Source organism: Stenotrophomonas sp. YJH_SMC_101-4 (assembly GCF_059370395.1).
On the sequence record NZ_JCAFTP010000003.1, the window covers coordinates 435168 to 458377 of the forward strand.

The 23210-nt window shown below is 67.1% G+C and carries 23 protein-coding genes and 2 riboswitches; of the genes, 16 read left to right on the top strand and 7 right to left on the bottom strand.

Features of this window, described 5'->3' with window-relative positions; translation table 11 throughout:
* Positions 1 to 67 precede the first annotated feature (67 nt).
* Positions 68 to 1858 carry an endonuclease gene (locus AC5P8D_RS12855; protein WP_019338945.1) on the bottom strand — a complete coding sequence of 597 codons (1791 nt, stop codon included), beginning with the start codon at positions 1856 to 1858 and terminating at the stop codon, positions 68 to 70.
* Between the two features lie 351 nt (positions 1859 to 2209).
* On the opposite strand from AC5P8D_RS12855, the gene AC5P8D_RS12860 reads away from it, so the two are divergent.
* Both AC5P8D_RS12860 and groL read left to right on the top strand, forming a co-directional pair.
* Positions 2210 to 2497: a co-chaperone GroES gene (locus tag AC5P8D_RS12860; protein WP_019338944.1), complete on the top strand. Its 288-nt coding sequence runs from the start codon at positions 2210 to 2212 to the stop codon at positions 2495 to 2497.
* A gap of 81 nt (positions 2498 to 2578) precedes the next feature.
* Positions 2579 to 4228, top strand: a complete 1650-nt coding sequence (gene groL, locus AC5P8D_RS12865; RefSeq protein WP_014038666.1) for a chaperonin GroEL — start codon at positions 2579 to 2581, stop codon at positions 4226 to 4228.
* 115 nt (positions 4229 to 4343) lie between these two features.
* On the opposite strand, the gene AC5P8D_RS12870 is transcribed toward groL, so the two are convergent.
* The 3 genes from AC5P8D_RS12870 to AC5P8D_RS12880 form a co-directional block, all read right to left on the bottom strand.
* Positions 4344 to 4610: a hypothetical protein gene (locus tag AC5P8D_RS12870; RefSeq protein WP_043397487.1), complete on the bottom strand. Its 267-nt coding sequence runs from the start codon at positions 4608 to 4610 to the stop codon at positions 4344 to 4346.
* 73 nt (positions 4611 to 4683) lie between these two features.
* Entirely contained in the window at positions 4684 to 5847 is a 1164-nt protein-coding gene (locus AC5P8D_RS12875; protein WP_100446837.1) for a serine hydrolase domain-containing protein, read from the bottom strand.
* Positions 5848 to 5914: 67 nt separating this feature from the next.
* A complete protein-coding gene (locus AC5P8D_RS12880; RefSeq protein ID WP_010481129.1) occupies positions 5915 to 6844 on the bottom strand; it encodes a pepsin/retropepsin-like aspartic protease family protein in 930 nt (309 codons plus the stop codon).
* Positions 6845 to 6950: 106 nt separating this feature from the next.
* Between AC5P8D_RS12880 and AC5P8D_RS12885 the strand changes: the two genes are divergently transcribed.
* The 7 genes from AC5P8D_RS12885 (at position 6951) to AC5P8D_RS12915 (ending at position 12432) form a co-directional block, all read left to right on the top strand.
* Entirely contained in the window at positions 6951 to 7658 is a 708-nt protein-coding gene (locus tag AC5P8D_RS12885) for a response regulator transcription factor (protein WP_010481131.1), read from the top strand.
* Positions 7659 to 7690: 32 nt separating this feature from the next.
* Positions 7691 to 8989: a sensor histidine kinase gene (locus tag AC5P8D_RS12890; RefSeq protein WP_049453028.1), complete on the top strand. Its 1299-nt coding sequence runs from the start codon at positions 7691 to 7693 to the stop codon at positions 8987 to 8989.
* 72 nt (positions 8990 to 9061) lie between these two features.
* The gene (locus AC5P8D_RS12895) at positions 9062 to 9562 is read left to right on the top strand and encodes a MarR family winged helix-turn-helix transcriptional regulator (RefSeq protein ID WP_010481135.1); all 501 of its coding nucleotides are present in this window, start codon (positions 9062 to 9064) and stop codon (positions 9560 to 9562) included.
* Positions 9559 to 10299 (top strand): DNA alkylation repair protein, encoded by a 741-nt coding sequence (locus AC5P8D_RS12900; RefSeq protein ID WP_495203386.1) that lies wholly within the window; start codon positions 9559 to 9561, stop codon positions 10297 to 10299. The genes AC5P8D_RS12895 and AC5P8D_RS12900 overlap by 4 nt, the downstream gene beginning before the upstream one ends.
* 55 nt (positions 10300 to 10354) lie before the next feature.
* Positions 10355 to 10693, top strand: a complete 339-nt coding sequence (locus AC5P8D_RS12905; RefSeq protein ID WP_010481139.1) for a DUF6616 family protein — start codon at positions 10355 to 10357, stop codon at positions 10691 to 10693.
* Positions 10694 to 10805: 112 nt separating this feature from the next.
* The gene (locus AC5P8D_RS12910; RefSeq protein WP_005411217.1) at positions 10806 to 11063 is read left to right on the top strand and encodes a hypothetical protein; all 258 of its coding nucleotides are present in this window, start codon (positions 10806 to 10808) and stop codon (positions 11061 to 11063) included.
* Between the two features lie 295 nt (positions 11064 to 11358).
* The gene (locus tag AC5P8D_RS12915; RefSeq protein WP_049436870.1) at positions 11359 to 12432 is read left to right on the top strand and encodes a 3-deoxy-7-phosphoheptulonate synthase; all 1074 of its coding nucleotides are present in this window, start codon (positions 11359 to 11361) and stop codon (positions 12430 to 12432) included.
* 197 nt (positions 12433 to 12629) lie between these two features.
* On the opposite strand, the gene AC5P8D_RS12920 is transcribed toward AC5P8D_RS12915, so the two are convergent.
* Positions 12630 to 13247, bottom strand: a complete 618-nt coding sequence (locus AC5P8D_RS12920) for a trimeric intracellular cation channel family protein (protein WP_005411215.1) — start codon at positions 13245 to 13247, stop codon at positions 12630 to 12632.
* Between the two features lie 84 nt (positions 13248 to 13331).
* A riboswitch (glycine riboswitch) is annotated at positions 13332 to 13435 on the bottom strand.
* Between the two features lie 13 nt (positions 13436 to 13448).
* Positions 13449 to 13538, bottom strand: a riboswitch (glycine riboswitch).
* A gap of 40 nt (positions 13539 to 13578) precedes the next feature.
* Here AC5P8D_RS12920 and AC5P8D_RS12925 point away from each other — a divergent pair.
* Both AC5P8D_RS12925 and AC5P8D_RS12930 read left to right on the top strand, forming a co-directional pair.
* Positions 13579 to 13845, top strand: coding sequence for a GIY-YIG nuclease family protein (locus tag AC5P8D_RS12925; RefSeq protein WP_049452937.1), 267 nt, complete (start codon positions 13579 to 13581; stop codon positions 13843 to 13845).
* A 71-nt stretch (positions 13846 to 13916) separates the two neighbouring features.
* Positions 13917 to 14348, top strand: a complete 432-nt coding sequence (locus tag AC5P8D_RS12930) for a nuclear transport factor 2 family protein (RefSeq protein ID WP_329766839.1) — start codon at positions 13917 to 13919, stop codon at positions 14346 to 14348.
* An 82-nt stretch (positions 14349 to 14430) separates the two neighbouring features.
* Here the strand turns inward: AC5P8D_RS12930 and AC5P8D_RS12935 are convergent, their stop codons facing one another.
* Positions 14431 to 15711 carry an NAD(P)/FAD-dependent oxidoreductase gene (locus AC5P8D_RS12935; protein ID WP_049452933.1) on the bottom strand — a complete coding sequence of 427 codons (1281 nt, stop codon included), beginning with the start codon at positions 15709 to 15711 and terminating at the stop codon, positions 14431 to 14433.
* Positions 15712 to 15834: 123 nt separating this feature from the next.
* On the opposite strand from AC5P8D_RS12935, the gene AC5P8D_RS12940 reads away from it, so the two are divergent.
* Both AC5P8D_RS12940 and AC5P8D_RS12945 read left to right on the top strand, forming a co-directional pair.
* Positions 15835 to 16614, top strand: a complete 780-nt coding sequence (locus tag AC5P8D_RS12940) for an NYN domain-containing protein (protein WP_010481148.1) — start codon at positions 15835 to 15837, stop codon at positions 16612 to 16614.
* Between the two features lie 112 nt (positions 16615 to 16726).
* Positions 16727 to 17347, top strand: coding sequence for a glutathione S-transferase family protein (locus tag AC5P8D_RS12945; protein WP_010481150.1), 621 nt, complete (start codon positions 16727 to 16729; stop codon positions 17345 to 17347).
* 91 nt (positions 17348 to 17438) lie between these two features.
* Here the strand turns inward: AC5P8D_RS12945 and AC5P8D_RS12950 are convergent, their stop codons facing one another.
* Entirely contained in the window at positions 17439 to 19616 is a 2178-nt protein-coding gene (locus tag AC5P8D_RS12950) for a primosomal protein N' (protein WP_049413056.1), read from the bottom strand.
* Between the two features lie 412 nt (positions 19617 to 20028).
* On the opposite strand from AC5P8D_RS12950, the gene AC5P8D_RS12955 reads away from it, so the two are divergent.
* The 3 genes from AC5P8D_RS12955 (at position 20029) to AC5P8D_RS12965 (ending at position 23210) form a co-directional block, all read left to right on the top strand.
* The gene (locus tag AC5P8D_RS12955) at positions 20029 to 21033 is read left to right on the top strand and encodes a hypothetical protein (protein ID WP_100446829.1); all 1005 of its coding nucleotides are present in this window, start codon (positions 20029 to 20031) and stop codon (positions 21031 to 21033) included.
* Positions 21026 to 21610, top strand: a complete 585-nt coding sequence (locus tag AC5P8D_RS12960; protein ID WP_010481155.1) for a DUF3106 domain-containing protein — start codon at positions 21026 to 21028, stop codon at positions 21608 to 21610. The genes AC5P8D_RS12955 and AC5P8D_RS12960 overlap by 8 nt, the downstream gene beginning before the upstream one ends.
* Positions 21611 to 21845: 235 nt before the next feature.
* Positions 21846 to 23210: an MATE family efflux transporter gene (locus AC5P8D_RS12965; protein WP_010481157.1), complete on the top strand. Its 1365-nt coding sequence runs from the start codon at positions 21846 to 21848 to the stop codon at positions 23208 to 23210.

Consider the following 23210-nt stretch of genomic DNA (forward strand, 5'->3'; position numbering starts at 1 on the left):
ACCGTCGAGTATAGGGCCGCCGCCGGGTCTGGGCCCGGCGGCGGCGATGGACCGCTGCGTTGCGCGGTCAGTTGGCCAGCTGGCAGGTAGCCGGCTTGGCCGAGGTGAACAGGCCCGGGGTCGCCCACTCGGGGTGGTCGATGAACGGATTGCGGTTGCCCTGGAAGCTGTAGATCACGTCATTGCGCGCACGTTCGGCATCATCCGGCGGATCGGACAAGTGCCAGTCGATCAGCGTGGACAGCAGGCCCATGTAGGCCGGCGAACTGCTGGTCTTGACGATCTTGCTGCGGTCGTCGGTCAGCTCCAGGTCCGGCTCGGACTGGCCGGTCGCCGCATCCTTGCCGCCCTCGTAGCGGATGGCCATGTACAGCACCGCACGCGCCATGTCGCCCTTGCGCTTGCCCCACACCTCGAAGGTGCCGGTGTTGCCGTCCGGCGTGCGTACCCAGTTGGAGTTGCCCGGGTAACCGCCGCTGCCGCCGCCCTGGCCGTTGTTGGCCTCGGTGGCGCGCTCGCCGCAGTTGGCGTCGCACTTGCCGAACGGCTTGTTGCCACGGTCGGCGTTCCACTGCGCGTCGGTCAGGTACAGCATGTGGGTGTCGGTATACGGCGCGTACGGCAGGCCCTTGTCACCGGTGGTGGTGGCAAAGCCCAGCGAGTTCGGCCAGGTGTGCTCGCGGTTGTACTTCAGGCCACTGCCGCTGCCGGCGCGGTCGGTCACCTTGGCGTAGCTGCGGTTGCGATACGCATCCAGGATCCTGCCGGAATTGTTCGGATCCTCGTCGGCGATTTCCAGGATGGTCCAGGTGCTGGTGCCCGAGCCGCTGTACGGATAGGCGGTATGGCCCTTGATGGTGGCGTGCAGCGAGCAGCGCAGCTGGCTGGGGCTGCTGGTGTTGACCTTGGAGTAATAGCCGGCCGGTACACCCGGATTGCCCGGGTCGGGGTTGCCGCCGGTGCTGGCCACGGTGAACGCGATGCGGCTGTCGGCCGCCGGATGCGCGCCCTGCAGGTCGGTGATGCGCGCGGCGCGGATATCGAAGCGGCAGGCTTCACCGGCCACCAGCGCGGTGTTGGTGGACAGTTTCACGCTGCGGCCGCTGGCCGGGAAGGTCAGCGGCACGCTGCCGGAGGTGCCGCAGCTCAGCGCGAATGCGCCACTGGCCAGGTTCACGGTTTCGCTGAACACCACTTCCAGATCGGCCGCGGCCGGGAAGGTGCTGCTGCCCTGTGCCGGGGTGGTGGTGGACACCGACGGCGGCGTGTTCGGGCCCGGGGTGCCGCCGCCGCTGAAGGTCTGGCCGTTGTTGCAGCTGCCAAACGTCTGCCCGGCCGATTCGGCCCAGGTGAAGTGGGCGTACTGGCTGCCGCTGCCGGTCAGCTGCAGCGAGGTGCCCGGCGCGGTGCTGTTGGTCTCGGCCACCGGGATGTTCTGGCTGGTCATGCCGGCGGCAGGGCCACCGGAGGCGGTGATGGCGCCCTCGTAGCTGAGGAACTGGACCACCTTGCCGCTGGCATCGACCAGGGCGATGCCGTCGTTCGGGCCGTTCTGGAGGCCGTTGGTCGGGTAGCTGACCACGGCCAGGGTGGCGCTGCCGCAACCGGCGGCGGTGCCGGCCGGAACCGGGTTGTTGGCGTAGACCGTGGCGGCCGACGGAGTGCTGCCGTTGTAGAGGTAGAGGCGGTAGCCGGACAGATCCTCACCGGCGGTGGCTACGACCTCGATCGCTTCGCCGACGTCACCGGCGGCGGTGCTGTCGTCATAGTGCAGTTCATTGATGAAGACCTCGGCCTGGGCCGGCGCGGCGGCCAGCGCCAGCAGGCAGGCGGCGGCAAGCGGGGACAGCAATCGCATCGACAACTCCTTGTGATTGGGAATGCGCGGCCGAGCCTAAGGCCGATCCAGTGACACTTTGTCGTAAATGAACGTCAGATATCTGACAGTGGGACATTGGTCACCAAATGTCACCCGTTCCCCCCTTGGCTTGCCGCGTTGCATCCCTATACAGGCGTCCACGCAGGGAAGGAGGTTTGCGGGTCCGGAGAAAAATTTCGGGATCGGCCCTTGAAAGGCCTGTGGAGGTCTCCATCTCTGTCGTGCTCCCGACTTGTCGGGCTTTTTCACGCGCGTTGCTGGCACTCGCCTGGTGTGACTGCTAACATCGCCGGACTTTTTCAGACCAATCAATAACTTAAGAGGTCTCTCATGAGCATCAAGCCGCTGCACGACCGCGTTGTGGTCAAGCCGATCGAAGCCGACGAAATCTCCGCCGGTGGCATCGTCATCCCCGACTCGGCCAAGGAAAAGTCCACCAAGGGTGAAGTTGTGGCCGTCGGCCCGGGCAAGCCGCTGGACAACGGCAACGTGCGCGCGCCGTCGCTGAAGGTTGGCGACAAGGTCATCTACGGCCAGTACGCCGGCAGCTCGTACAAGAGCGAAGGCGTCGAGTACAAGGTCCTGCGCGAAGACGACGTGCTCGCCATCATCGGCTGAGCCTCGGCGCGACCTGCTTTTCTGTAAGACATCCCTTTTCGTCGCCGGGCCCGGCCCGGCGCAAACATCGAGGTAATCGCAATGGCTGCCAAGGATATTCGTTTCGGTGAAGACGCCCGTTCGCGCATGGTGCGCGGCGTCAACGTTCTCGCCAATGCCGTCAAGGCCACCCTGGGCCCGAAGGGCCGCAACGTCGTGCTGGAAAAGAGCTTCGGCGCGCCGACCATCACCAAGGACGGCGTCTCCGTCGCCAAGGAAATCGAACTGGCTGACAAGTTCGAGAACATGGGCGCGCAGATGGTGAAGGAAGTTGCTTCGCGCACCAACGACGACGCCGGCGACGGCACCACCACCGCCACCGTGCTGGCCCAGGCCCTGATCCGCGAAGGTGCCAAGGCTGTTGCCGCCGGCATGAACCCGATGGACCTCAAGCGCGGTATCGACAAGGCCGTCGTGGCCGCCGTTGCCGAGCTGAAGACCATCTCCAAGCCGACCGCCGACGACAAGGCGATTGCCCAGGTCGGCACCATCTCGGCCAACTCGGACGAGTCGATCGGCCAGATCATCGCTGACGCGATGAAGGAAGTCGGCAAGGAAGGCGTGATCACCGTTGAAGAAGGGTCGGGCCTGGACAACGAGCTGGACGTGGTCAAGGGCATGCAGTTCGACCGCGGCTACCTGTCCCCGTACTTCATCAACAACCAGCAGTCGCAGACTGCTGACCTGGATGACCCGTTCATCCTGCTGCACGACAAGAAGATCTCCAACGTCCGTGACCTGCTGCCGGTGCTGGAAGGCGTCGCCAAGGCCGGCAAGCCGCTGCTGATCGTTGCCGAAGAAGTCGAAGGCGAAGCGCTGGCGACCCTGGTGGTCAACACCATCCGTGGCATCGTCAAGGTCGTGGCCGTCAAGGCTCCGGGCTTCGGCGACCGTCGCAAGGCGATGCTGGAAGACATGGCCGTGCTTACCGGCGGCACCGTGATCTCCGAAGAAGTTGGCCTGTCGCTGGAAAAGGCCACCATCAAGGACCTGGGCCGCGCCAAGAAGGTGCAGGTCTCCAAGGAAAACACCACCATCATCGATGGCGTGGGTGACAAGGCTGCCGTCGACGCACGCGTCGGCCAGATCAAGACCCAGATCCAGGACACCTCCTCCGATTACGATCGCGAGAAGCTGCAGGAACGCGTGGCCAAGCTGGCCGGCGGCGTTGCCGTGATCAAGGTCGGTGCTTCGACCGAAATCGAAATGAAGGAAAAGAAGGATCGCGTCGACGACGCCCTGCACGCGACCCGTGCAGCCGTTGAAGAAGGCGTGGTCCCGGGCGGCGGTGTTGCCCTGGTCCGTGCGGTCACCGCACTGGCCGGCCTGAAGGGTGCCAACGAAGACCAGAACCACGGCATCCAGATCGCCCTGCGTGCGATGGAAGCCCCGCTGCGCGAAATCGTTGCCAACGCCGGTGAAGAACCGTCGGTCATCATCAACAAGGTCAAGGAAGGCACCGGCAGCTTCGGCTACAACGCCGCCACCGGCGAGTTCGGCGACATGCTGCAGTTCGGCATCCTGGACCCGACCAAGGTGACCCGTTCGGCCCTGCAGAACGCCGCGTCGATCGCTGGCCTGATGATCACCACCGAAGCCATGGTTGCCGAAGCTCCGAAGAAGGACGAGCCGGCCATGGGTGGCGCCGGTGGCATGGGCGGCATGGGTGGCATGGGCGGCATGGACTTCTAAGTCCCCGCTGTCACCCCGCAATGAAAAACCCCGCCGGAAGGCGGGGTTTTTTTTGTGGCCGGTCGGAATCAAAGTAGATCCACGCCATGCGTGGATGCCGCTCCCAGGTGTAAGTCTACCCGCGGCCCTCGCGCCGCTGCAGCCACAGGTGGGCCGCCAGCAGGGACAGCGCGCCGCCAGCAATCATCCCCTGTACCCACGGCAGCCCCGTGATCGGCGCAAGCAGCAGGCCCCCCGCCATCCCGATCAGACTGGCGCCGGCTGCCACCCGCTGACGTCGCTGCCGATGTTCAGCCTGGCGATGGCGTGCAGCGATGCGCAGACGCCGTGCATCCGGCTGCAACACCGCTTCGGCAATGGCATCGATCTCTGGGCGATTCATCCTGTCTCCTGCATTGCGTCCGTGTCTGCATGCTGCACGACTGCGGGACCTGTGTGCAACGGTAACGCTTCGATCATCTGACAAACGCTTTCGCCGCGCCGTACTCCCACTGCCACGGCACGCCGGTGTCGCCCAGCACGAACGCCACCAGGGCCGGGAAGGCCGCCTCTGCCCGCACATCGTTGCCCAGGATCACCACGCAGCGCTGGTGCTGCTCCATGCATACCAGCGTATTGCCCACCGCATCGTCGTGGCCGCCCTTGTAGAAGCCTGCGCCCTGCGGGCCGAGAAACGTCACCACGCCCAGGCCAGCCGCCAGGTCCCTGCGCTGCTGCGCCTTCGGCAGCTCCGGCTGCAGGGTGGGGAACTGGCTGGCGCTGGTGATCTGCAGCTGCGGCCGCACCAGCTCCCTGCGCATCGCCGCCGATAATCCATCGCCGCGCACGTAGCCAGCGGCGAAACGGGCCATGTCGGCGATGGTGGTATCCATTGAACCAGCCGCACGCACGCGGCTGCGTTCATCGTGCGGCTCTGTATTACCTTCGGCGGTCCAGCCATCGGCCAGGTTGCCGGCGAAATCCGCGCGCCACAGCATGCTGGTGCGCGCCATGCCGAAGCGATCGAACACGCGCTGCTGCATCAACGCACCCACATCCTCGCCCAGCCGCCCGCGTTCGATCACGAACTGCAACAGGATCAGTCCTTCACCGGAATACCCATATCGACTACCCGGATCGAAGTGGAACTTCAGGCGCCCATCGGGCTCCAGGAAGCCGAAGTTGGCAAAGCCACTGGAATGGTTGAGCAGCAGGCGTGGGGTGAGCTGGCGCCAGCGGGCATCGCCGGCCAGCACGCTGTAGTCGGCGTACTTCTTCGGTTCCGGTGGATAGTCCGGCAGCGGTTTGTCCAGGGCGGTAGCGATGCTCGCATCCAGATCGATCCGCGCGTCCTGCGCCAGCTGTGCGACCAGGTGGCCGAACGCCATCTTGGTCAGTGACGCAGCGTACATCACGGTGTCGGTGCGCAGCGGCTCGCCTGCGGCGTTGCGTTCACCGTAGGCGGCCACGTGCACCACCTTGCCGCCATCGATCACCGCCAGCGCCATGCCGCGCGCGTGGGCCGCCTGCATCAGCCGCTGTGCTTCGGCATCGATGCGAGTGGGCGAGGGCACGGGTGGCGGCGCGGCCAGTACCGCCAGCGGGAGCAGCGTCAGCAACATCAGGGTGGCACGGCACATGCGTGGAACTCCTGGTGGGGCGCACGGCGATGCTACGCCAGGCTGCCGCTGGCGTCATTGCCAGATGTCAACTGGCCTGCGGCCGGCGCAGGCAGATCCGGGCCGCGCCGGCACCGATGTCCACCTGGCCGCCGCGCATTGCATCCGCACCAAGGATCAGCGCCGGCCGACCCTCCAGGCCGATCGCCTTGAACACTGGCAGTTCGCTGATGCGGACCTCCATCGACGGGTGCTGCCAGCCGCCGCCGGTCATGCCGGGCAGGGTGTACAGCCAGGTTGCCTGCTTTCCGCCGCCCAGGCCTTCGGTGCCCTTTTCACGCACCCGCACCCGCGCGTCGCTGCCGTCGGTGCGCAGCCCCAGTGCGCGGGCTGCTTCGGCGTTGAGGACGGTCTGCGCGGCACCGGTGTCGACCACGGCGATGGCGTCCACCGCAGGCGCGCCCAGTGCAAGCGTGATGAAGCCGAACTGGCGCAGGCCGTCAGTGCGGCCGGGCAGCGCATTGGGCTGGCAACCCGGTCCTTCCAGGTTCAATCCACCGGGTGTCCACAGCGCCAGTTGATTGCGGCCGAAATCCCAACGGGTGTCCCAGCGTCCGGTCAGATCGTTGCCGATCAAGCCGTCAATGGCCGGATCATCCTCCTTCGGCAACGACGACAGATCGACCTTCATGGCTTGGGCCTGCAGCTGCCAACTGCCCAGCTGCCAGGACGTGCTGCGTATGCGCTGCAGCCGCGCGGACGCTGCACTGGCCCCTTGGGCCTGTGATACCTCTGCATCCGCATCCTCCAGACCATAGCGTCGCACGACGCGGTCATCGACCAGAGTGGCGCCTGCCGCGCTGTCGACCACGAAGCGCAGCGGTTCGGCACGCCCGTCCAGCGACACGGCCACGGCCGGATGACCGCCCTGCATCCACATCGGCAGGATGTGTTCGGGGGGATCGGACGCCAGCGCAGGCAGCGGGGCAGCAAGCAGGAAGAATGGGATGAGGCGCAAGGGAAGTCTCCGCAGTGATCATGGGTGACCATTGGCGCGTAGCGGCGTATCGCGGGAATATCGGCGTTGATACCGTCCTGATACAGACCTGCCTGATACTGCCCGCATGACGACTCCCGCCCGTGTCATCGTTGTCGATGACGACGCCAGCATCCGTGATGCCATCGCCGATTGCCTGCTGCTGCACGGCTACCAGGTGCGAGTGGCTGCCGACGCAGCGGCGCTGGATGTGCTGCTGCAGGTCGAACGTCCGGACCTGATCGTGCTTGACTGGATGATGCCCGGCGAGGATGGACTTTCGGTCTGCCGCCGATTGCAGGCGCGGGCGATCCCGATCCTGATGTTGTCGGCGATGGGCAGCGCACCGGACAGGGTGATCGGCCTGGAGATGGGCGCGGACGACTATCTGGCCAAACCGTTCGATCCGCGCGAGCTGCTGGCGCGGGTACGTGCGCTGCTGCGCCGGCAGGACAAGCTGCGCGCGCAGGTCGCCAGTGAACTGCGCTTTTCTGGTTGGCGGTTGCTGCCGGAACAACGTCGCCTGCTGGCCCCGGATGGCAACGAGCTGGTGCTCAGCCGTGGTGAATTCAGCTTGTTGCTGGCGCTGGCCGAACGCCCCGGGCGGGTGCTGGGGCGCGAGCAGCTGCTGCAGCTGAGCCGTGGCGAGCCCAGTGACAGCGTCGACCGCGCGGTCGACCTGGCGATCAGCCGCCTGCGCCGCAAGCTCGGGCAGGCTTCACCCGGTGCGGAATCGCTGGTGCAGACATCGCGTGGCGAAGGCTATCGCTTCGACGCCGAGGTACAGCTGCTGTGAGCAGCCGGTGGCCGACCGCGCGTTGGATCACGATGCTGGCCCTGGCCAGCCTGCTGCTGGCGACACTGGTCAGCGTGGCCGTGGTTGGCTGGATGCCTCGGCCCGCGCCGCCACCGATGCAGTTGGACCAGGCCGTGCAGGTGCTGCGAGGGGAACAGGCGCCGGCGTCGCTGGGCCTGCATCTGGCGACGCAGGCAGCGCCGCCGCAGGGCAACGCCAGCGACTGGCTTACGCAGCTGGCGGCGCTGCAGCTGGGCTTGCCGGTGGAGGATGTTCGGCTGGTATGGAGTGGACAAGGCAAGGCGCCCGATGTGCAGATCATTGAAGACGGCGCGGTGCTGGATGCCACGGCGCGGGCCGGCGTACTGAGGGCGCAGGCAGCAGTGCTGACCGCCATGCAATGGCCGCCGTTCGAACTGGGTGTGCGCCAGACTGATGGCCGCTGGCAGGTGGTGGGCAGCGACCACAGCGACCTGGCGGCCTGGCGCCGCCAGGTGGTGCTTGCCCTGCTGGGCGGTGCCGTGCTGCTGGCGCCGTTGGCGGCGTGGGCATCTATCCGCTTGGGGCGCCCGTTGCGACGGTTGGCCGAAGCCAGCGCGCGTGTGGATCTGCAGGCTGAAACACCATTGCCGGACGACGGCCCACGCGAAGTACAGATATTGGCTGCAGCGATCAGCACCGGGCGCGTGCGCCTGCGCGAACAGGCCCAGGACATGACGCGCATGCTGGCCGCAGTAGCGCACGACCTGCGCACGCCGTTGACCGGCCTGCGTCTGCGTGCGGAGTTCGCACCGCCACCGCAGGCGGCGCGGATGGTGGCCGACATCGAACGCATGGATACGATGATCGAGCAGGTGCTCGACTACGCACGCGGCGAACTGCAACCACTGCAGTTACGGCCGCTGGACCTTGCCGCGTTGCTGGAGGAATGCGTGCAGGGTGCCCTGCTGCGCGGCGTCGAGATCTCCATCGAGGGACCGGACACCTTGCCGTGGCAGGGCGACGCGCTCCTGCTGCGGCGGGCGATCGACAACCTCATCGACAACGCAGACCGCTACGCCGGTGCCGTAGACCTGCACATCGCCATGGAAGGCAGTCGCATGCAGCTGGATGTGATGGACCGCGGTCCGGGCATCGCCGAGGACGACCGCGCACGCCTGCTGCAACCCTTCCAACGCAGCGAGAGCTCGCGCAGCCGCGCCACGGGAGGGACCGGCCTGGGCCTGGCGGTGGCGGCCAACGTCGCACGACGGCATGGGGGCGAGCTTCTGCTGCTGCAGCGTGACGGCGGCGGACTGATCGCACGCCTGCTGCTGGGGCCGGTTTCCTGATATCGCCTTGATACTGGCGTTGGAGCCTTGTTTTGCAATATGATTAGGCGCCTAATCATGTTGGAGAGAGCCATGCTGGAAGCCAAGCACAGTGCCCTTCTGGATGAAGCGCAACGACGTGGCCATACCGGCGTCGCGCAGCTGCGCCTGTGTTTCCAGCTGCTGTCGCTGTCATCGGCCATCGACCGCGACTGCGCCACGCGCCTGGCGCCGCACGGGCTCAGTGAAGGGCGTTTCATCGTGCTTTTCCTGCTGCACGGCGCGGGTGGCACGCTGCCTCCGCATGAACTGGCCGAGCGCGCAGGTGTCACCCGCGCCACGATCAGTGGCCTGATTGATGGCCTGCAGCGCGAAGGGCTGCTGCAGCGGCGCAGTGACGCCGAAGACGGCAGGCGCCTGCAGATCGTGCTGACCACACAGGGGAAGTGCCTGGCCGAGACGCTGTTCAACCAGCACACGCAATGGATAGGGGGCTTGTTCAGCGGGTTGGACGCGGAAGAACAGCAGCACCTGTCGCGATTGCTGCATAAGGTCTGGCAGCACACCGATGCCGGACGAGAGCCTGCAGCATGAGCCCGGCGATTGCGGCGGAACGGCTGCATGCCCTCAACACTGGCAGCGTCGCCGCCACCCATCTGGCCGAATGCCTGGCAGTGGATTTCGCCGCGCTGCTGCAGGTGGTAGCGCCTGCGCTTGCACCGGAAGCGCTGCAACGCATGCAGGATGCTTCAGGCAAGGGCATCACACTGCGCATGGCCTTGGCTGCGCAACTGCTGCGTGAGGCGGGGCAGGGCGATCCCGTGCAATGGCAGGACCATGCGTCCGACACCGTGCGCGGGTGGGCCTGCTACCTGATCGGCAGCGATGCCCGCGCGACGTTGGCAGAGAAGCTGCAGCAGATGCGCACGCTGGCCGACGATCCACACTTCGGTGTGTGCGAATGGGCGTGGCTGGCGCTACGCACGGACATCGTTGCCGCGCCGATGCAGGCGCTTGAGTACCTGCAACCGTGGACACAGGAAACTTCGCCGTACCTGCGCCGCTTCGCCTGCGAAGCACTGCGTCCGCGCGGTGTCTGGGCCACACATATCGCGCTGTTCAAGCAGCACCCTGAACATGCATTGCCGATGCTGGAAGCACTGGCTGACGACCCGGAACGCTACGTGCAGGATTCGGTCGGCAACTGGCTCAATGATGCCGGCAAGACTCAGCCGAAGTGGCTGCGCGTGCTGTGCACGCGCTGGCAGCACGAGCGCCACAGCGACGCCAACGCCTACATCCGCAAACGCGCACTGCGCTCGCTCCGGTAGTGCCGGATGCTGGCCGACAACCCCGCAACCCCGTCAACCTCAAGGAAGAACCACCATGTCGCACACCTTCATCGAGCTCTATACCGCCACGCCGGCCTGGACCACACTGCCGCCCGAGCAGCGGAATGCCTTCTTCGCCCGTATTGGCGCCGGCATGCAGCAGTTCGATCCAGCCCGCATCACGCCGCTGGCGATGGGCCGCATTGCCAGGGACGTACCGCATAGCAGCGATGAACAGTTCTATGCGGTCTGGCGCTGCGCGAGCCGCGAGGAGGTCGATGCGCTGGTGGCTGGCATTGCCGCTACCGGCTGGCATGAGTACTTCACCACCACCCATGCGGTAGGCGCGATGGACAGCATGGCCCAGCACTTGGCCGACCTGGCCGCCTTGTAGCGGGGCGGCAGACGCCGGCAGATCCCGGTCCTCGGCATGGGTGGCACATGCGCCTGTCACCCGGACGCGGTAAACAGGACATTGCCCATGTCCATCCGCAGGGAAGTCGATCATGCAGAGCACGCTCCAGGTCACGCTGTTCGGCCCTCTTGGCGACAGCCCGGCGTTGCAGTTGCCGGGGCTGGAGGGGCCGTCGGTGGCCATCCAGGAATCGGCCCTGCGGCGGTTGGTTTCCGACCTCTACACCGCGCGTTCCCTGCTCAACCCCGAGCAGCTGGACGAGGCCCGGCAGGAACTGGATCGCGTGCTGGAACGCTGGGCCGACATCCATGAGGGCCTGCTGCTGGACGTGGAAGTGCATGGCAAATGAGCAACTTTGCGTGGTTGCCGCCGCGTAGGCCGGGCCGGCGCGCACCTCGCTGAACCGCGTCCCCAGTTGCGGATGAAACAGTTTGCACTGCGCAAAAGCTGTGCTATCAATAGATCCCATGAACGCAGCCCCCACCAGCTTTTACTGGTATTACTTTCCGAAGCCACTGGCGGAGGAAGGACTGCGCTCACCCTGAAGAAAGCTTCAGACGCATTCCCGAAAGCCGCCAGCGAACCTGGCGGCTTTTTTCATGCCGCCACGCTGGGGACCCCCAACGTTCCGGAGATCTCCCGCAATGCCCCCGCACACCGACGACCTGCGTATCCGCACCATCGAACCGCTGACACCGCCTGCCCAGCTGCTGGCGATGCTGCCCTGTGACGATGAAGCCTCCGACACCGTCAGCGCCTCGCGCGCGGCCCTGCACCAGATCCTGCATGGCCGCGACGACCGCCTGGCAGTGGTGGTCGGCCCGTGCTCGATCCACGACCCGAAGGCCGCCATCGAGTACGCCCAGCGCCTGAAGCCGCTGCGTGACGCGCTGGCCGGCGAACTGGAAATCGTCATGCGCGTGTACTTCGAGAAGCCGCGCACCACGGTGGGCTGGAAGGGCCTGATCAACGATCCGGACCTGGATGGCAGCTTCAAGATCGACAAGGGCCTGCGCATCGCACGCGGCCTGCTGCGCGACATCAACAAGCTGGGCCTGCCGGCCGGTGTCGAGTTCCTCGACGTGATCTCGCCGCAGTACATCGCCGACCTGGTGGCATGGGGCGCGATCGGCGCACGCACCACCGAAAGCCAGGTGCATCGCGAGCTGGCGTCGGGCCTGTCGTGCCCGGTCGGTTTCAAGAACGGCACCGATGGCAACGTGAAGATCGCCGCTGACGCGGTGGGTGCGGCGTCCAATCCGCATCACTTCCTGTCGGTCACCAAGCAGGGCGGCACCGCCATCGTGTCGACCACCGGCAACCCGGATTGCCATGTGATCCTGCGCGGCGGCAAGCAGCCGAACTACGACGCAGGCAGTGTTGCCGAGGCCTGCCAGGTGCTGGCCAAGGCCAAGCTGCCGGCGCGCCTGATGATCGACGCCAGCCATGCCAACAGCCTGAAGAATCCGGAGAACCAGCCGAAGGTGATCGACGACATCGCCGTTCAGCTGGAAGACGGCGAACAGCGCATCGTTGGCGTGATGATCGAGAGCCATCTGGTCGGTGGCCGCCAGGAACTGGTGGAAGGCCAGCCGCTGGTCTACGGCCAGAGCATCACCGATGGCTGCATCGACTGGGATACCACGGTGACGGTGCTGGAGCGACTGGCTGCGGCCGTGCGTGCCCGTCGCGACGTAAAGGTGTCCGAAGCCGCTTGAGTGCGGCACGTGTGTGGATGGCGGCCAGCGCCTGCGGGGGTGCGGCCGCGATCAGGGCCGGTCGGAGTTGGAGACCGGCCCATCTGCACCGGCGATGCGCCTGGCGCTGCGCATGAGCGACAGCGCCAGGTACATCGCCGGGGTGGTGCAGGGTGCGAAGGGTAGCGCCGGGCCATGCCCGGCGAACACGCCATCGTTCAATGCACTTCGTCGTGATAGACGAACTTCGGCATTTCCCAGCGGTAGTGGATCGCCAGCAGGCGCAACGCGAAGCCGCCGCCGAGGCAGCACAGGATTGCGGTGGCATCGGCCACGCCCCAGTGCAGCAGCAACAGGTAGGCCGCGCCGGTCAGCAGCGCGATGATCGCGTACAGCTCTTTCTGGAAGATCAGCGGCACCTCGTTGCAGAGGATGTCGCGCAGCACGCCGCCGAACGCGCCGGTCAGCATGCCGGCAATCAGCACGATGGGCATGGCATGGCCGGCCTCGCGCGCGATCGAGCATCCGATCAGGGTGAAGGCGATCAGGCCCAGGCCGTCGAGCACCAGGAAGGTGCGGCGGAAGTGGTGCATCCAACGTGCGACCCAGGTGGCGATCAGCGCCGCGCATACGGTGAAGCCCAGGTACTCGGGATGCTTCACCCAGCCCAGCGGATAGTGGCCGAGCAGGATGTCGCGCAGTGATCCGCCGCCGAGGGCGGTGACGCAGGCGATCATGACCACGCCGAACAGGTCCATGCGGCGGCGGCCTGCGGACAGTGCGCCGGTCATGGCCTCGGCGGAAATGGCAATCAGGTAGATGATGGACAGCAGCATGGGACAGGCTCCGGGCGCGGTGGGGCCGGCCATGCGCGACTACCGCCACTGCCTGCGCAATGACGGGATGACGATGACCGGTGCCGCTCCCGCTGTCCTTTTGCCTGAGAGTTCAGCGGCATGGGCCGCGTGCCCCTTCGGCGGATCGTCCCGGGCGTGCCCGGTGACCTCTCTCCAGCTCGGCGAGTCGAATGCATGGTTGGTGGGATTCCAGCCCACCGGCCTGAGCGATCATGGGAGCCTGCGCCTTCGGCGGGCACCAGCGCGGCGCCTCTCTCCTGCATTCGGGCGCCAGTATATCCGCTGCAGTGCAGCACGGCATAATCCAGGCATGGCCCCGTCCCTCCGCCCGTGGTTCCTGTACCTGCTCGAATGCCGCGATGGCAGCTATTACGCCGGCATCAGCACCGATGTGGAGGCGCGTTTCGCCGCCCACCAGGCCGGCAAGGGCGCGCGCTACACCCGGGCCCGGCCGCCGCTGCGCGTGCTGGCCGTGCGCGAATACCCGGACCGGGCCGCCGCCTCCCGCGCCGAGTGGCAGCTCAAGCAGCAGCCCCGCGAACGCAAGCTGGCTTGGCTGCAGGCGCCGGTCCTGTAGATCCACGCCACGCGTGGATGGGCTACCCGGCCCGTGCGATGATCGCCTCGCGCCCAGAGCTGGAGACCCGGATGTCCACGATCGCCCTGCTGTTCGCTCTTTCCGCAGCCACAAGCCCCGCCGCCGCCCCGGCCACCCTCGCGGCCATCGAAGCCACCTGCCACGACTATGTCGATGGCCAGCTGGAAGCCGACCCGCAGCGCGTCGCCCGCTCCCTGCATCCGGACCTGGCCAAGCGCGCGGTCCTCGGCGATACGCCCGACGAACGCCTGGGCCTGCGCCGTATGTCGAAGGAAGAACTGGTCTCGCTGACGAAGCAGGGCGCGTTGAAGACCCCGAAGGATCAATGGGACCGCCGCTGCACGGTGCTGGACGTGACCGGCAACGCGGCGTCGGTGCGGCTGGAAACGCCGTGGTTTGTCGACTACTTCCACATGGGGCGCTTCGACCAGCGCTGGGTAATCGTCAACGCACTGTGGTACCCGAAACCGAAGGCGCCGTAGAGCCGAGCCCATGCTCGGCTTCTGCAAACCGCGCGAAGTGCAGCCGAGCATGGCTCGGCGCTACAGGAGCATGCGTGCGGCCCTAGCGCTTCGGTCGCCGGTCGTCCTGGTCATCACCGAAGATGATGCGCGCGCTGCGCTGGTAGCTCCAGTACGCCACGGCCCAGTTCAGCAGCACCACGATGCGGTTGCGGAAGCCGATCAGGAAGAACACGTGCGCGGCCAGCCAGAACCACCACGCCAGCACACCGGACAGCTGCAGCCGGCCCAGGTGCACGATCGCAGCCATGCGGCCGATCGTGGCCAGGTTGCCGAAGTCTGCGTACTTGAACGGGCCGGGTTCGGGCTTGCCGTGCAGGCGCGCGCGGATCACCTCGGCCACGTACTTGCCCATCTGCTTGGCCGCGGGCGCCACGCCAGGCACCGGCTTGCCGTTGGCCTGGTTCAATACGGCCAGATCGCCAGCCACGAACAGTTCCGGGTGGCCAGACAGGGTGAGGTCGGGTTGCACCTGCACGCGCCCGGCGCGGTCCAGCGGCACCTCCAGCGTGCGCGCCAGCGGTGAAGCGGCCACACCGGCGGCCCACACCACCGTGCGTGCCGGCACGAACTGATCGCCGAGCCTGAAGCCCTGGCTGTCGATGTCGCTCACCGGGGTACCGGTCAGCACTTCCACGCCGAGCTTTTCCAGCTGCCGGCGCGCCTTCAGCGAAAGCACTTCCGGGAACGAGGACAGTACGCGCGGACCGGCTTCGACCAGCCGCACCTTGGCGCTGGCCGGGTCGATGTGGCGGAACTCGTTGCGCAGGGTATGGCGCGCGATCTCGGCCAGCGTGCCGGCCAGTTCGACGCCGGTAGGTCCACCGCCAACCACGGCGAAGCTCAACCATGCGGCCTTCTTCGCCGGGTCGGGTTCGGCCTCGGCGCGTTCGAAGGCCAGCAGCAGCTTGCGGCGCAGCGCGATGGCATCGTCCAGCGTCTTCAGCCCGGGCGCATCATCGGCCCATTGGTCGTTGCCGAAGTAGGCGTGGGTGGCGCCGGTGGCCAGCAGCAGGCTGTCGTAGTCCAGCGTGCTGCCATCGGCCATGCGGATCTGCCGGGCCTGCTTGTCGATGGCCACCACTTCGCCGAGGCGGACTTCCACATTGCGCTGGTGGCCGAGGATGTGGCGCAGCGGTGCGGCGATATCCGGGGCGGACAGGCCGGCGGTGGCCACCTGGTACAGCAGCGGCTGGAAGAGGTGATGGTTGCGGCGGTCGACCAGGGTGATGCGTATGCGCTCGCGGGCCAGGGCGCGGGTGGCCCAGAGACCGGCAAAACCGCCGCCGACAACAACCAGGTGGGGAACGCGCTCGCGACTCATCGACTCACTCCAGTGGGGGCATTGGGGGAAGCGCCTGGCATCTTCGCACGGCGGCCGCCTGTCACGTCAGCGCCCGGGTGGATCGGCGATACTCGGGTTCAGGCAACGGCCCGTGAGGAGCCCATGAGCGAACCGGAAAAGCGCATCGCCCTGTTGATCGACGCCGACAACGCGCCGGCCTCGAAGATCGACGAGGTCCTGGCCGAAGTCGCCCGCTACGGTGTGGCCAACGTGCGCCGCGCCTATGGCAACTGGAAGAGTCCGCGGTTGAAGGGCTGGGAGGCGGTGCTGCACGAGTACGCGATCCGCCCGATCCAGCAGTTCGCCTACAGCAAGGGCAAGAATGCCTCGGACATGGCGATGGTGATCGACGCCATGGATCTGCTGTACGCGCGCAACCTCGATGGTTTCGCCATCGTCTCCAGCGATGCCGATTTCACCCCGATGGTGATGCGCCTGCTGACCGATGGCGTGAAGGTGTATGGTTTTGGCGAGAAGAAAACGCCGGAACCGTTCGTCAACGCGTGCTCGAAGTTCACCTATCTGGAAGCGCTGGGCCAGACCCACGCCAGCGTGCCGGATACCGAACAGGCCTCCAGCGAACAGGCCTCGAACGAGCCGGTAGCCAACGACGATGCGCGGCCGCGCAAGAGCGGTGCGGAAATGCGCAGCGACACCCGGCTGGTGAAGATGCTGCGCCGCGCGGTGTCCTCGGCCGAGGGCGAGGATGGCTGGTCGCATCTGGGGCCGGTTGGCAGCCAGATCGGCAACCAGGCTTCGTTCGATCCGCGCAACTACGGTTACGGCAAGCTCAGTGATCTGCTGGCAGCGATCGGGCTGTTCGAGCTGAAGAAGGACGGCAAGTCATCCTACGTGCGCGCGCTGCCGAAGAAGAACCGGTAGTGCCGGCCGCTGGCCGGCAACGCCGGATGCAAGATCCCGCATCCGGCACGCACACACCCCACCCGATCAGGCGTATCGTTGCCGCTCGCATTGCCTGCAAGGAAAAACCCGCATGTTGAAGATCTGGGGCCGCCGCAATTCCAGTAACGTCCGCAAGGTGCTGTGGTGCGCCGAGGAGATCGGCCTGCCGTATGAATCCATCGAAGTTGGTGGCAGCCACGGCGGCACGCAGACGCCGGAGTACCAGGCGATGAATCCCAACAGCCTGGTGCCGGTGATCGAAGACCACGGCCTGCCGCTGTGGGAATCGAACGCCATCGTGCGCTACCTGAGCGCACGCTACGCATTGGGCACGCTGTACGCCGAAGACCCGATGGAGCGTGCCCAGGCCGAGAAATGGATGGACTGGAGCACCTCGCGCATGGCGCCGCTGTACACCGACCTGATCTGGGGCATCATGCGCACCGCCCCGGCCGACCGTGACGAATCGCGCATCAATGCCGCCATCGTGCGTGCCGGTGACTACCTGGCGATGGCCGATGCCACGCTGGCCAAACAGCCGTGGCTGTCGGGTGAGAAATTCGCGATGGGTGACATCCCGCTGGGCTCGCTGATCTATGCCTGGTTCGAACTGCCGATCCAGCGCCCGGAACTGCCGCACCTGGCCGACTGGTATGCGCGCCTGCGCGAGCGGCCGGCCTACCAGCGCGGCGTGATGTCGCCGCTGACGTAAGCGGGGACGGGTCTTTTCCTGGAAAGAGAAGCAGCCGAGCATGGCTCGGCTCTACCGTAGTGCCGAGCCATGCTCGGCAGCACCTACCGGATCAATACAGGTCCGTCGGATCCACATCCAGCGACCAGCGCACTTTGCGTGCTTCCGGCAGCGCATACAGCTGCGGAACCAGTTGCCCGAGCACACCGTGCAATGGCGGCCGCTGCACGGCAGACAGCAGCAGTTGCGTGCGCTGGTAACCGGCCCGCCGCGGCATCGGCGCCGGCATCGGCCCATACGCCTCCACCACGTTCTGCTCGCCCAGCAGCTGCCGCGCTGCCAGCAGGAATGCATTGGCATGCTCCACCTGCTGCGCCTCGGCGCGCATCAGCGCCAGATGCGCGAACGGCGGGAATCCGGCGGCCTGTCGCTGGTTCAACTCGGCCTGCGCGAACGGGTGGTAGCCACCACTCACCAGGGTTTCCAGCAACGGGTGCCCGGGGTGATGGGTCTGCAGCCAGACTTCGCCGGGATCACGTGCACGGCCCGCACGGCCCGCCACTTGGATCAGCTGCTGCGCCAGCTTCTCGCTGGCGCGGAAATCGGCCGAGAACAGGCCCTCGTCGATGCCGACCACCACTACCAGGGTCAGCTTCGGCAGGTCGTGGCCCTTGGCCAGGATCTGCGTGCCGACCAGGATGCCGGGCTGGTCGCCCAGCTTCGCCAGCTGCTGTTCCAGCGCGTTACGTCGCGACGTGGTACCGCGGTCGATGCGCACCACAGGGACGTCGGCGAAGGCCGCGGTGAGATGCTCTTCCAGGCGTTCGGTACCGATGCCCTGCGGCTGCAGCGCCAGGCTGCCGCAGGCCGGGCATGCCAGCGGCGCCGGTTGCCGCGCGCCGCAGTGATGGCACTGCAGACGACGGCCGCCGCCATGCACGGTCATCGGTGCATCGCAGCGGTTGCACGGTGCGGTCCAGCCACAGTCGTGGCACAGCAGTACCGGCGCGTAGCCACGGCGGTTCTTGAACACCAGCACCTGCTGGCCGCGCTGCAGGTGCTCGCCGATGCCGGCCAGCACATCAGCCGAGAGGCCATCGTGGAGCGGCCGCTTGCGCACATCGAGGATGCGCACGCGCGGTGGCCGCGCATCACCGGCACGCTGCTTCAGGCGCAGGTGGGTGTAGCGCCCGGCATAGGCGTTGTGCAGCGTTTCCAGCGAAGGGGTGGCACTGCCGAGCAGCACCGGAATGCCCAGCGCCTTGGCGCGCACCAGAGCGAAATCGCGCGCGTGATAGCGGATGCCGTCCTGCTGCTTGTAGCTGCCGTCGTGTTCCTCGTCGATGATCAGCAGCCCGGCCTGCGGCAATGGCGTGAACACCGCCGAGCGGGTGCCGACGATGACCCGTGCCTCGCCACGCGAAGCCGCAGCCCAGACGCGCGCGCGCGCGTTGTCGTTCAAACCCGAATGCAGTGCATGCACGGCGATGCCGAGGCGGCCGCGGAAGCGTGCCAGGGTCTGCGGGGTCAGGCCGATTTCCGGCACCAGCACCAGCGCCTGCCTGCCCTGTGCCAGGCAGTGGATGATGGCCTGCAGGTAGACCTCGGTCTTGCCGCTGCCGGTCACGCCATCCAGCAGGAAGGGTTGGAAGCCTTCGGCAGCGTTGATCGCGGCCACGGCCTCGGCCTGGTCCGGGTTGAGCGTGGGGCCGGGCAGTGGCTGCGCATGCTGCGGTGCCACCGTCATCGCCACGCGCTCGGCCAGCGCACGCTTGGCCAGGCTGCGCGCGGCGGTCCGCCAGTCCTCCATGCGTTCGCCCAGCACGTCCTCGTCCACGACGGCTTCGGCCAGCAGTTCTGCCAACTGTCGCGGGCGGCTGCCGGCGCGCAGCTTCCCGCGCTGGGCATGGCCTTCGGGGGTCAGCTGCCAGCCCCAGTGATGGGTGTCAGGCAGGGTGTCGCCATGGCGCAGTGGGCCGGGCAGGGCGGTGCTGAGTACTTCGCCCAGCGGTGCGTGGGTGTAACGCGCCAGCCATTGCAGGCTCTGCCACAGCTCTCCCTGCAGCAGCGGCTGCGGGTCGCACCAGGCCAACGCCTGGCGCAGTCCCTGGCCGTCGTCGGTCTGGCCGTGCCCCACCACCACCCCGACCAGCTCGCGGTTGCCGAACGGCACCTTCAGGCGGCAGCCGACCGCAACCGTGGGGCCATCGCCCTCCGGCGACAGGTAGTCGAACAGGCGGGGCAGGGGGACGGGCAGGGCGACCTGCAGGGTCGGAATCGGTGAAAGCATCGGGCCAGTGTACCGGGCCATGCGCGCGCGAATGGCGGGGTGGGAGACGGCGGAGCGGCGTCCGTTGAATCATAAATGTCACCTAAATATCGGTGTCCATTGGAGATTCAGGCTTATCCACATGTTCTGTGGATAACGTTGTGCGTTACCGGTCGACGGGAACGCAGGAGGCCGATGGCGACGAGCTCACGCTTGGGTTGGTCAAAAAATCGCCATACTTAAAAAGAATTCAAAATCAAGAACTTAAGTGTGAAACATTGCTGAAACAGAGTGAATTCAGCTGCATGCCGCAGTTTCCCGCGCCGGGAGCGTGGTGCTGTGCACAACCTGCAGCACGAAGTATCCGTGGGCGCAAGTCCTACGGGCGTCGATTGCCTGCCGCTATCATTCCCCCAGACCTTTGGAGTGACCGATGACGGCTGTGCCCGCCCCTGTTTCCTCGACCGCGGCCGGCGCGCTGTCGGCGTTCCTGCGTGGCGTCGAGCGCCGCGCCCTGGTGGTGGCTGAGCTGCAGTGCGGCGATGCCGCGCGTGCCGAGCAGACCCTGGTGGCGGTGATGCGTGCCTTTGCCGCGGTCGCCAGTGATCTGCCGATGGCGCAGTGGCCGACCCGCTTCTGGACCCTGCTGGGCCAGCGCCAGGCGCTGCGCGAGCCGGTGGGCGGCCAGTGGGAACCGCCGCTGGCCGCGCTGGGCGAGATGGGACCGTTGCCGCGCCTGGCGCTGTTGCTGCGGGTGGGCGGCAGCCTGGATGAAGGTATCGCCATGCGCGTGCTTGACCAGGATGAAGCCGGCTACCAGCACCTGCTGGCCGAGGCCTGCCCGCGTGACGCGCACGGCCAACCCGATGCCTCGGCCTGGCGCCAGCTGGCCGAACAGGTGCAGTTGCGCATCCGCGACCTGCCCGCCAAACGCCTGCAGCAGCTGCAGCAGCCGGCCGCGCCGGCGGCCAACAATGAAGCCCCGACCTCCGGCTGGCGTGCGCCGCAGCGTGAAGATCGCACGGCTGCCAATGGCAAGCGCCGCCGTTCGAACGCAAAGCCGCGCTGGCGCGGTCCATTGATCCTGCTGGTGACCGTGGTTGTGCTGTTGGCAGCCGCGCTGGGCTGGCGCTATTGGCAGGGCCATTCGTCTGGCAGCGACGCACCGCTGCCGGAAGGCGTGGTCGGTGAGGCGGGCCCCGTCACGGTGGAAGCACTGCCGCCAAGCAAGGTCAACGCCACGCCGGACGCGACCCCTGCGCAGGCTACGGACGACGCCACCATGCTGGCCGACCGCGACTATCCGCTGGTGGCCGATGCTGATCTGTATGCGTGGACCGCTGCTGGCGGCCCGCTGCCGGTGGACGAATCACAATCCAGGCCGAGCCGGCCCGAGCCGGCCAGTGCCACGCTGGAAACCGCTGCCGCCGATGAATAAGACCCTGCTCGCCAGCCTGCTGCTGGCCCTGCCGTTGTCGCTGTCCGCCGCGCCGCAGACCTTGAACGTGCCGCTGCCGCCGCCAGTGCCGGGCAGTTCACCGGCGGCTACGGCCCCGGCCACCACAAGCACGACACCCGCCGCGTTCGCCCAGCTTGACGCCCCGCAGCAGCGCCAGCGTCGGGCCGATTACGCGGCCTGGCGCGCCCTGCCGGAGGGCGAGCGCGAGCGGATCCGTCAGGCCGCTGCGCGATTCAATGCACTGCCAGCCGACCAGCAGCAGCGCCTGCGCCAGCAGTTCCAGGCGCAGGACCAGGCGTTCCGCGAAGGCTGGCGGTTGGGCCCGCAGCTGGGCCTGGAGTTCCCCAAGCTGCACGGCCTGTTCGGGTTCGTGCCGCCGCAACAGCGCGAGGCCGCGCTGGCCGTGCTGCGCCAGCTCAGCCCGGCGCAGCTGGCCCAGCTCACCCTGGTCGCGCAGCGCACGCCGCCGCAGGAGCGCGACACGGTTCGCAGCGCGTTCCTCGCGGTGCCGGCCGCCGAGCGCGACACCTGGCTCAAGCGCCAGGCGGGTCAGTAAACAAAGGGGACGGAGGGGATTAAGTCGTGTTCGGCACAGTCGGGCTGGAAACGACTTAATCCCCTCCGTCCCCTTTCCTGTTCGTAACGCGATCGCAACGCGTGATGCCGGGGCCTGCCGGAACCCAGCATTCACGCCATGTCATGGGAATGCGCGCGCTGCACGCGTAAGATGACCGGCCGCAACCCGGTGCCTGTGCCCTTCGCGCGCAACCGCAGTTCGCGTCAAGCACCTTATGTCTACTGCAACCTCCACGCCGCGCTTCAGCAAGGAAGTCGGCGCCACCGGTCTGCTCGCCCTGCCGCTTGTGCTCGGGCATGTATCCACCGGTCTGATCTCCTTCGTCGACAACGTCATTGCCGGCCACCACGCCACCGCGACCCTGGCCGCGGTGACCATCGGCACGGCGCTGTTGTGGCTGCCGATGCTGATCCCGATCGGCACCCTGATCTCGCTCACGGCCTCGGTGTCGCAGCTGCATGGCGCCGGCCGCGAGCGCGAGATCGGCCCGCTGTTCCGCCAGGCACTGTGGCTGGCGTTGGGCCTGGGCCTGATCATGTTCACCTTCCTCACCGTGGTGCCGCCGCTGCTGCCGGCCTTCGGCATCGCGCCGGACATCGTGCCGGGCGCCACCGCGTTCCTGCATGCGGTGCGTTGGGGCGGCCCGGCGCTGACCCTGTATTTCTGCATGCGCTATCTGAGCGAGGGCATGCACTGGACGTTGCCGACCATGCTGCTCGGCTTCGGCGGCCTGCTGGTGCTGGCGCCGATGGGCTACGTGCTGGCCAACGGCAAGCTGGGCTTCCCGGAAATGGGTGCCGAGGGCCTGGGCATCGCCTCGGCGGTGATGATGTGGCTGCAGGCGATCGCCTTCGCCACCTACCTGTGGTTCACCAAGCGCTTCGCCCACCTGCAGCTGTTCTCGCACTTCGAAGGGCCGCGCTGGAAGGCGATCTGGGATCTGCTGCGCACCGGCCTGCCGATCGGCATCACCGTGCTGATGGAGGGCGGCCTGTTCATCGTCACCGCGCTGCTGATCGGCCGCCTCGGTGCCAATGAAGCGGCCGCGCACCAGATCGCGATCAACGTGGCGCAGCTGTGCTTCATGATCCCGATGGGCGTGGCCGAAGCCACCACCGTGCGGGTCGGCCATGCAGTCGGCCGTGGCGATGGCTTCGGCGTGCGCCGTGCGGCGTGGGCTGGCTACGCGATCATCATGGGCACGCAGACGTTGTCGGCGGCGGTGCTGCTGTTCGGCCACGATGCCATCGTCGGTGTCTACACCAACGACCTGGCGGTGGCCGGCCTGGCCTCCACCCTGCTGCTGTACGCGGCCACCTTCCAGTTCCCGGATGGCATCCAGGTACTGTCCGCCGGCGCACTGCGCGGCCTGAAGGACACCCGCGTGCCGATGTTCATCGCCATGTTCGCGTACTGGGGCCTGGGCATGCCGCTCGGCGCCGGGCTCGGCCTGGGGCTGGGCATGGGCCCGCAGGGCATGTGGATCGGCCTGATCGTCGGCCTGACCGCCGCCGCCATCCTGATGGGCTGGCGCCTGCGGCGCAGCAGCCTGCGCATCGGCCAGTCCGTACTGTCCTGA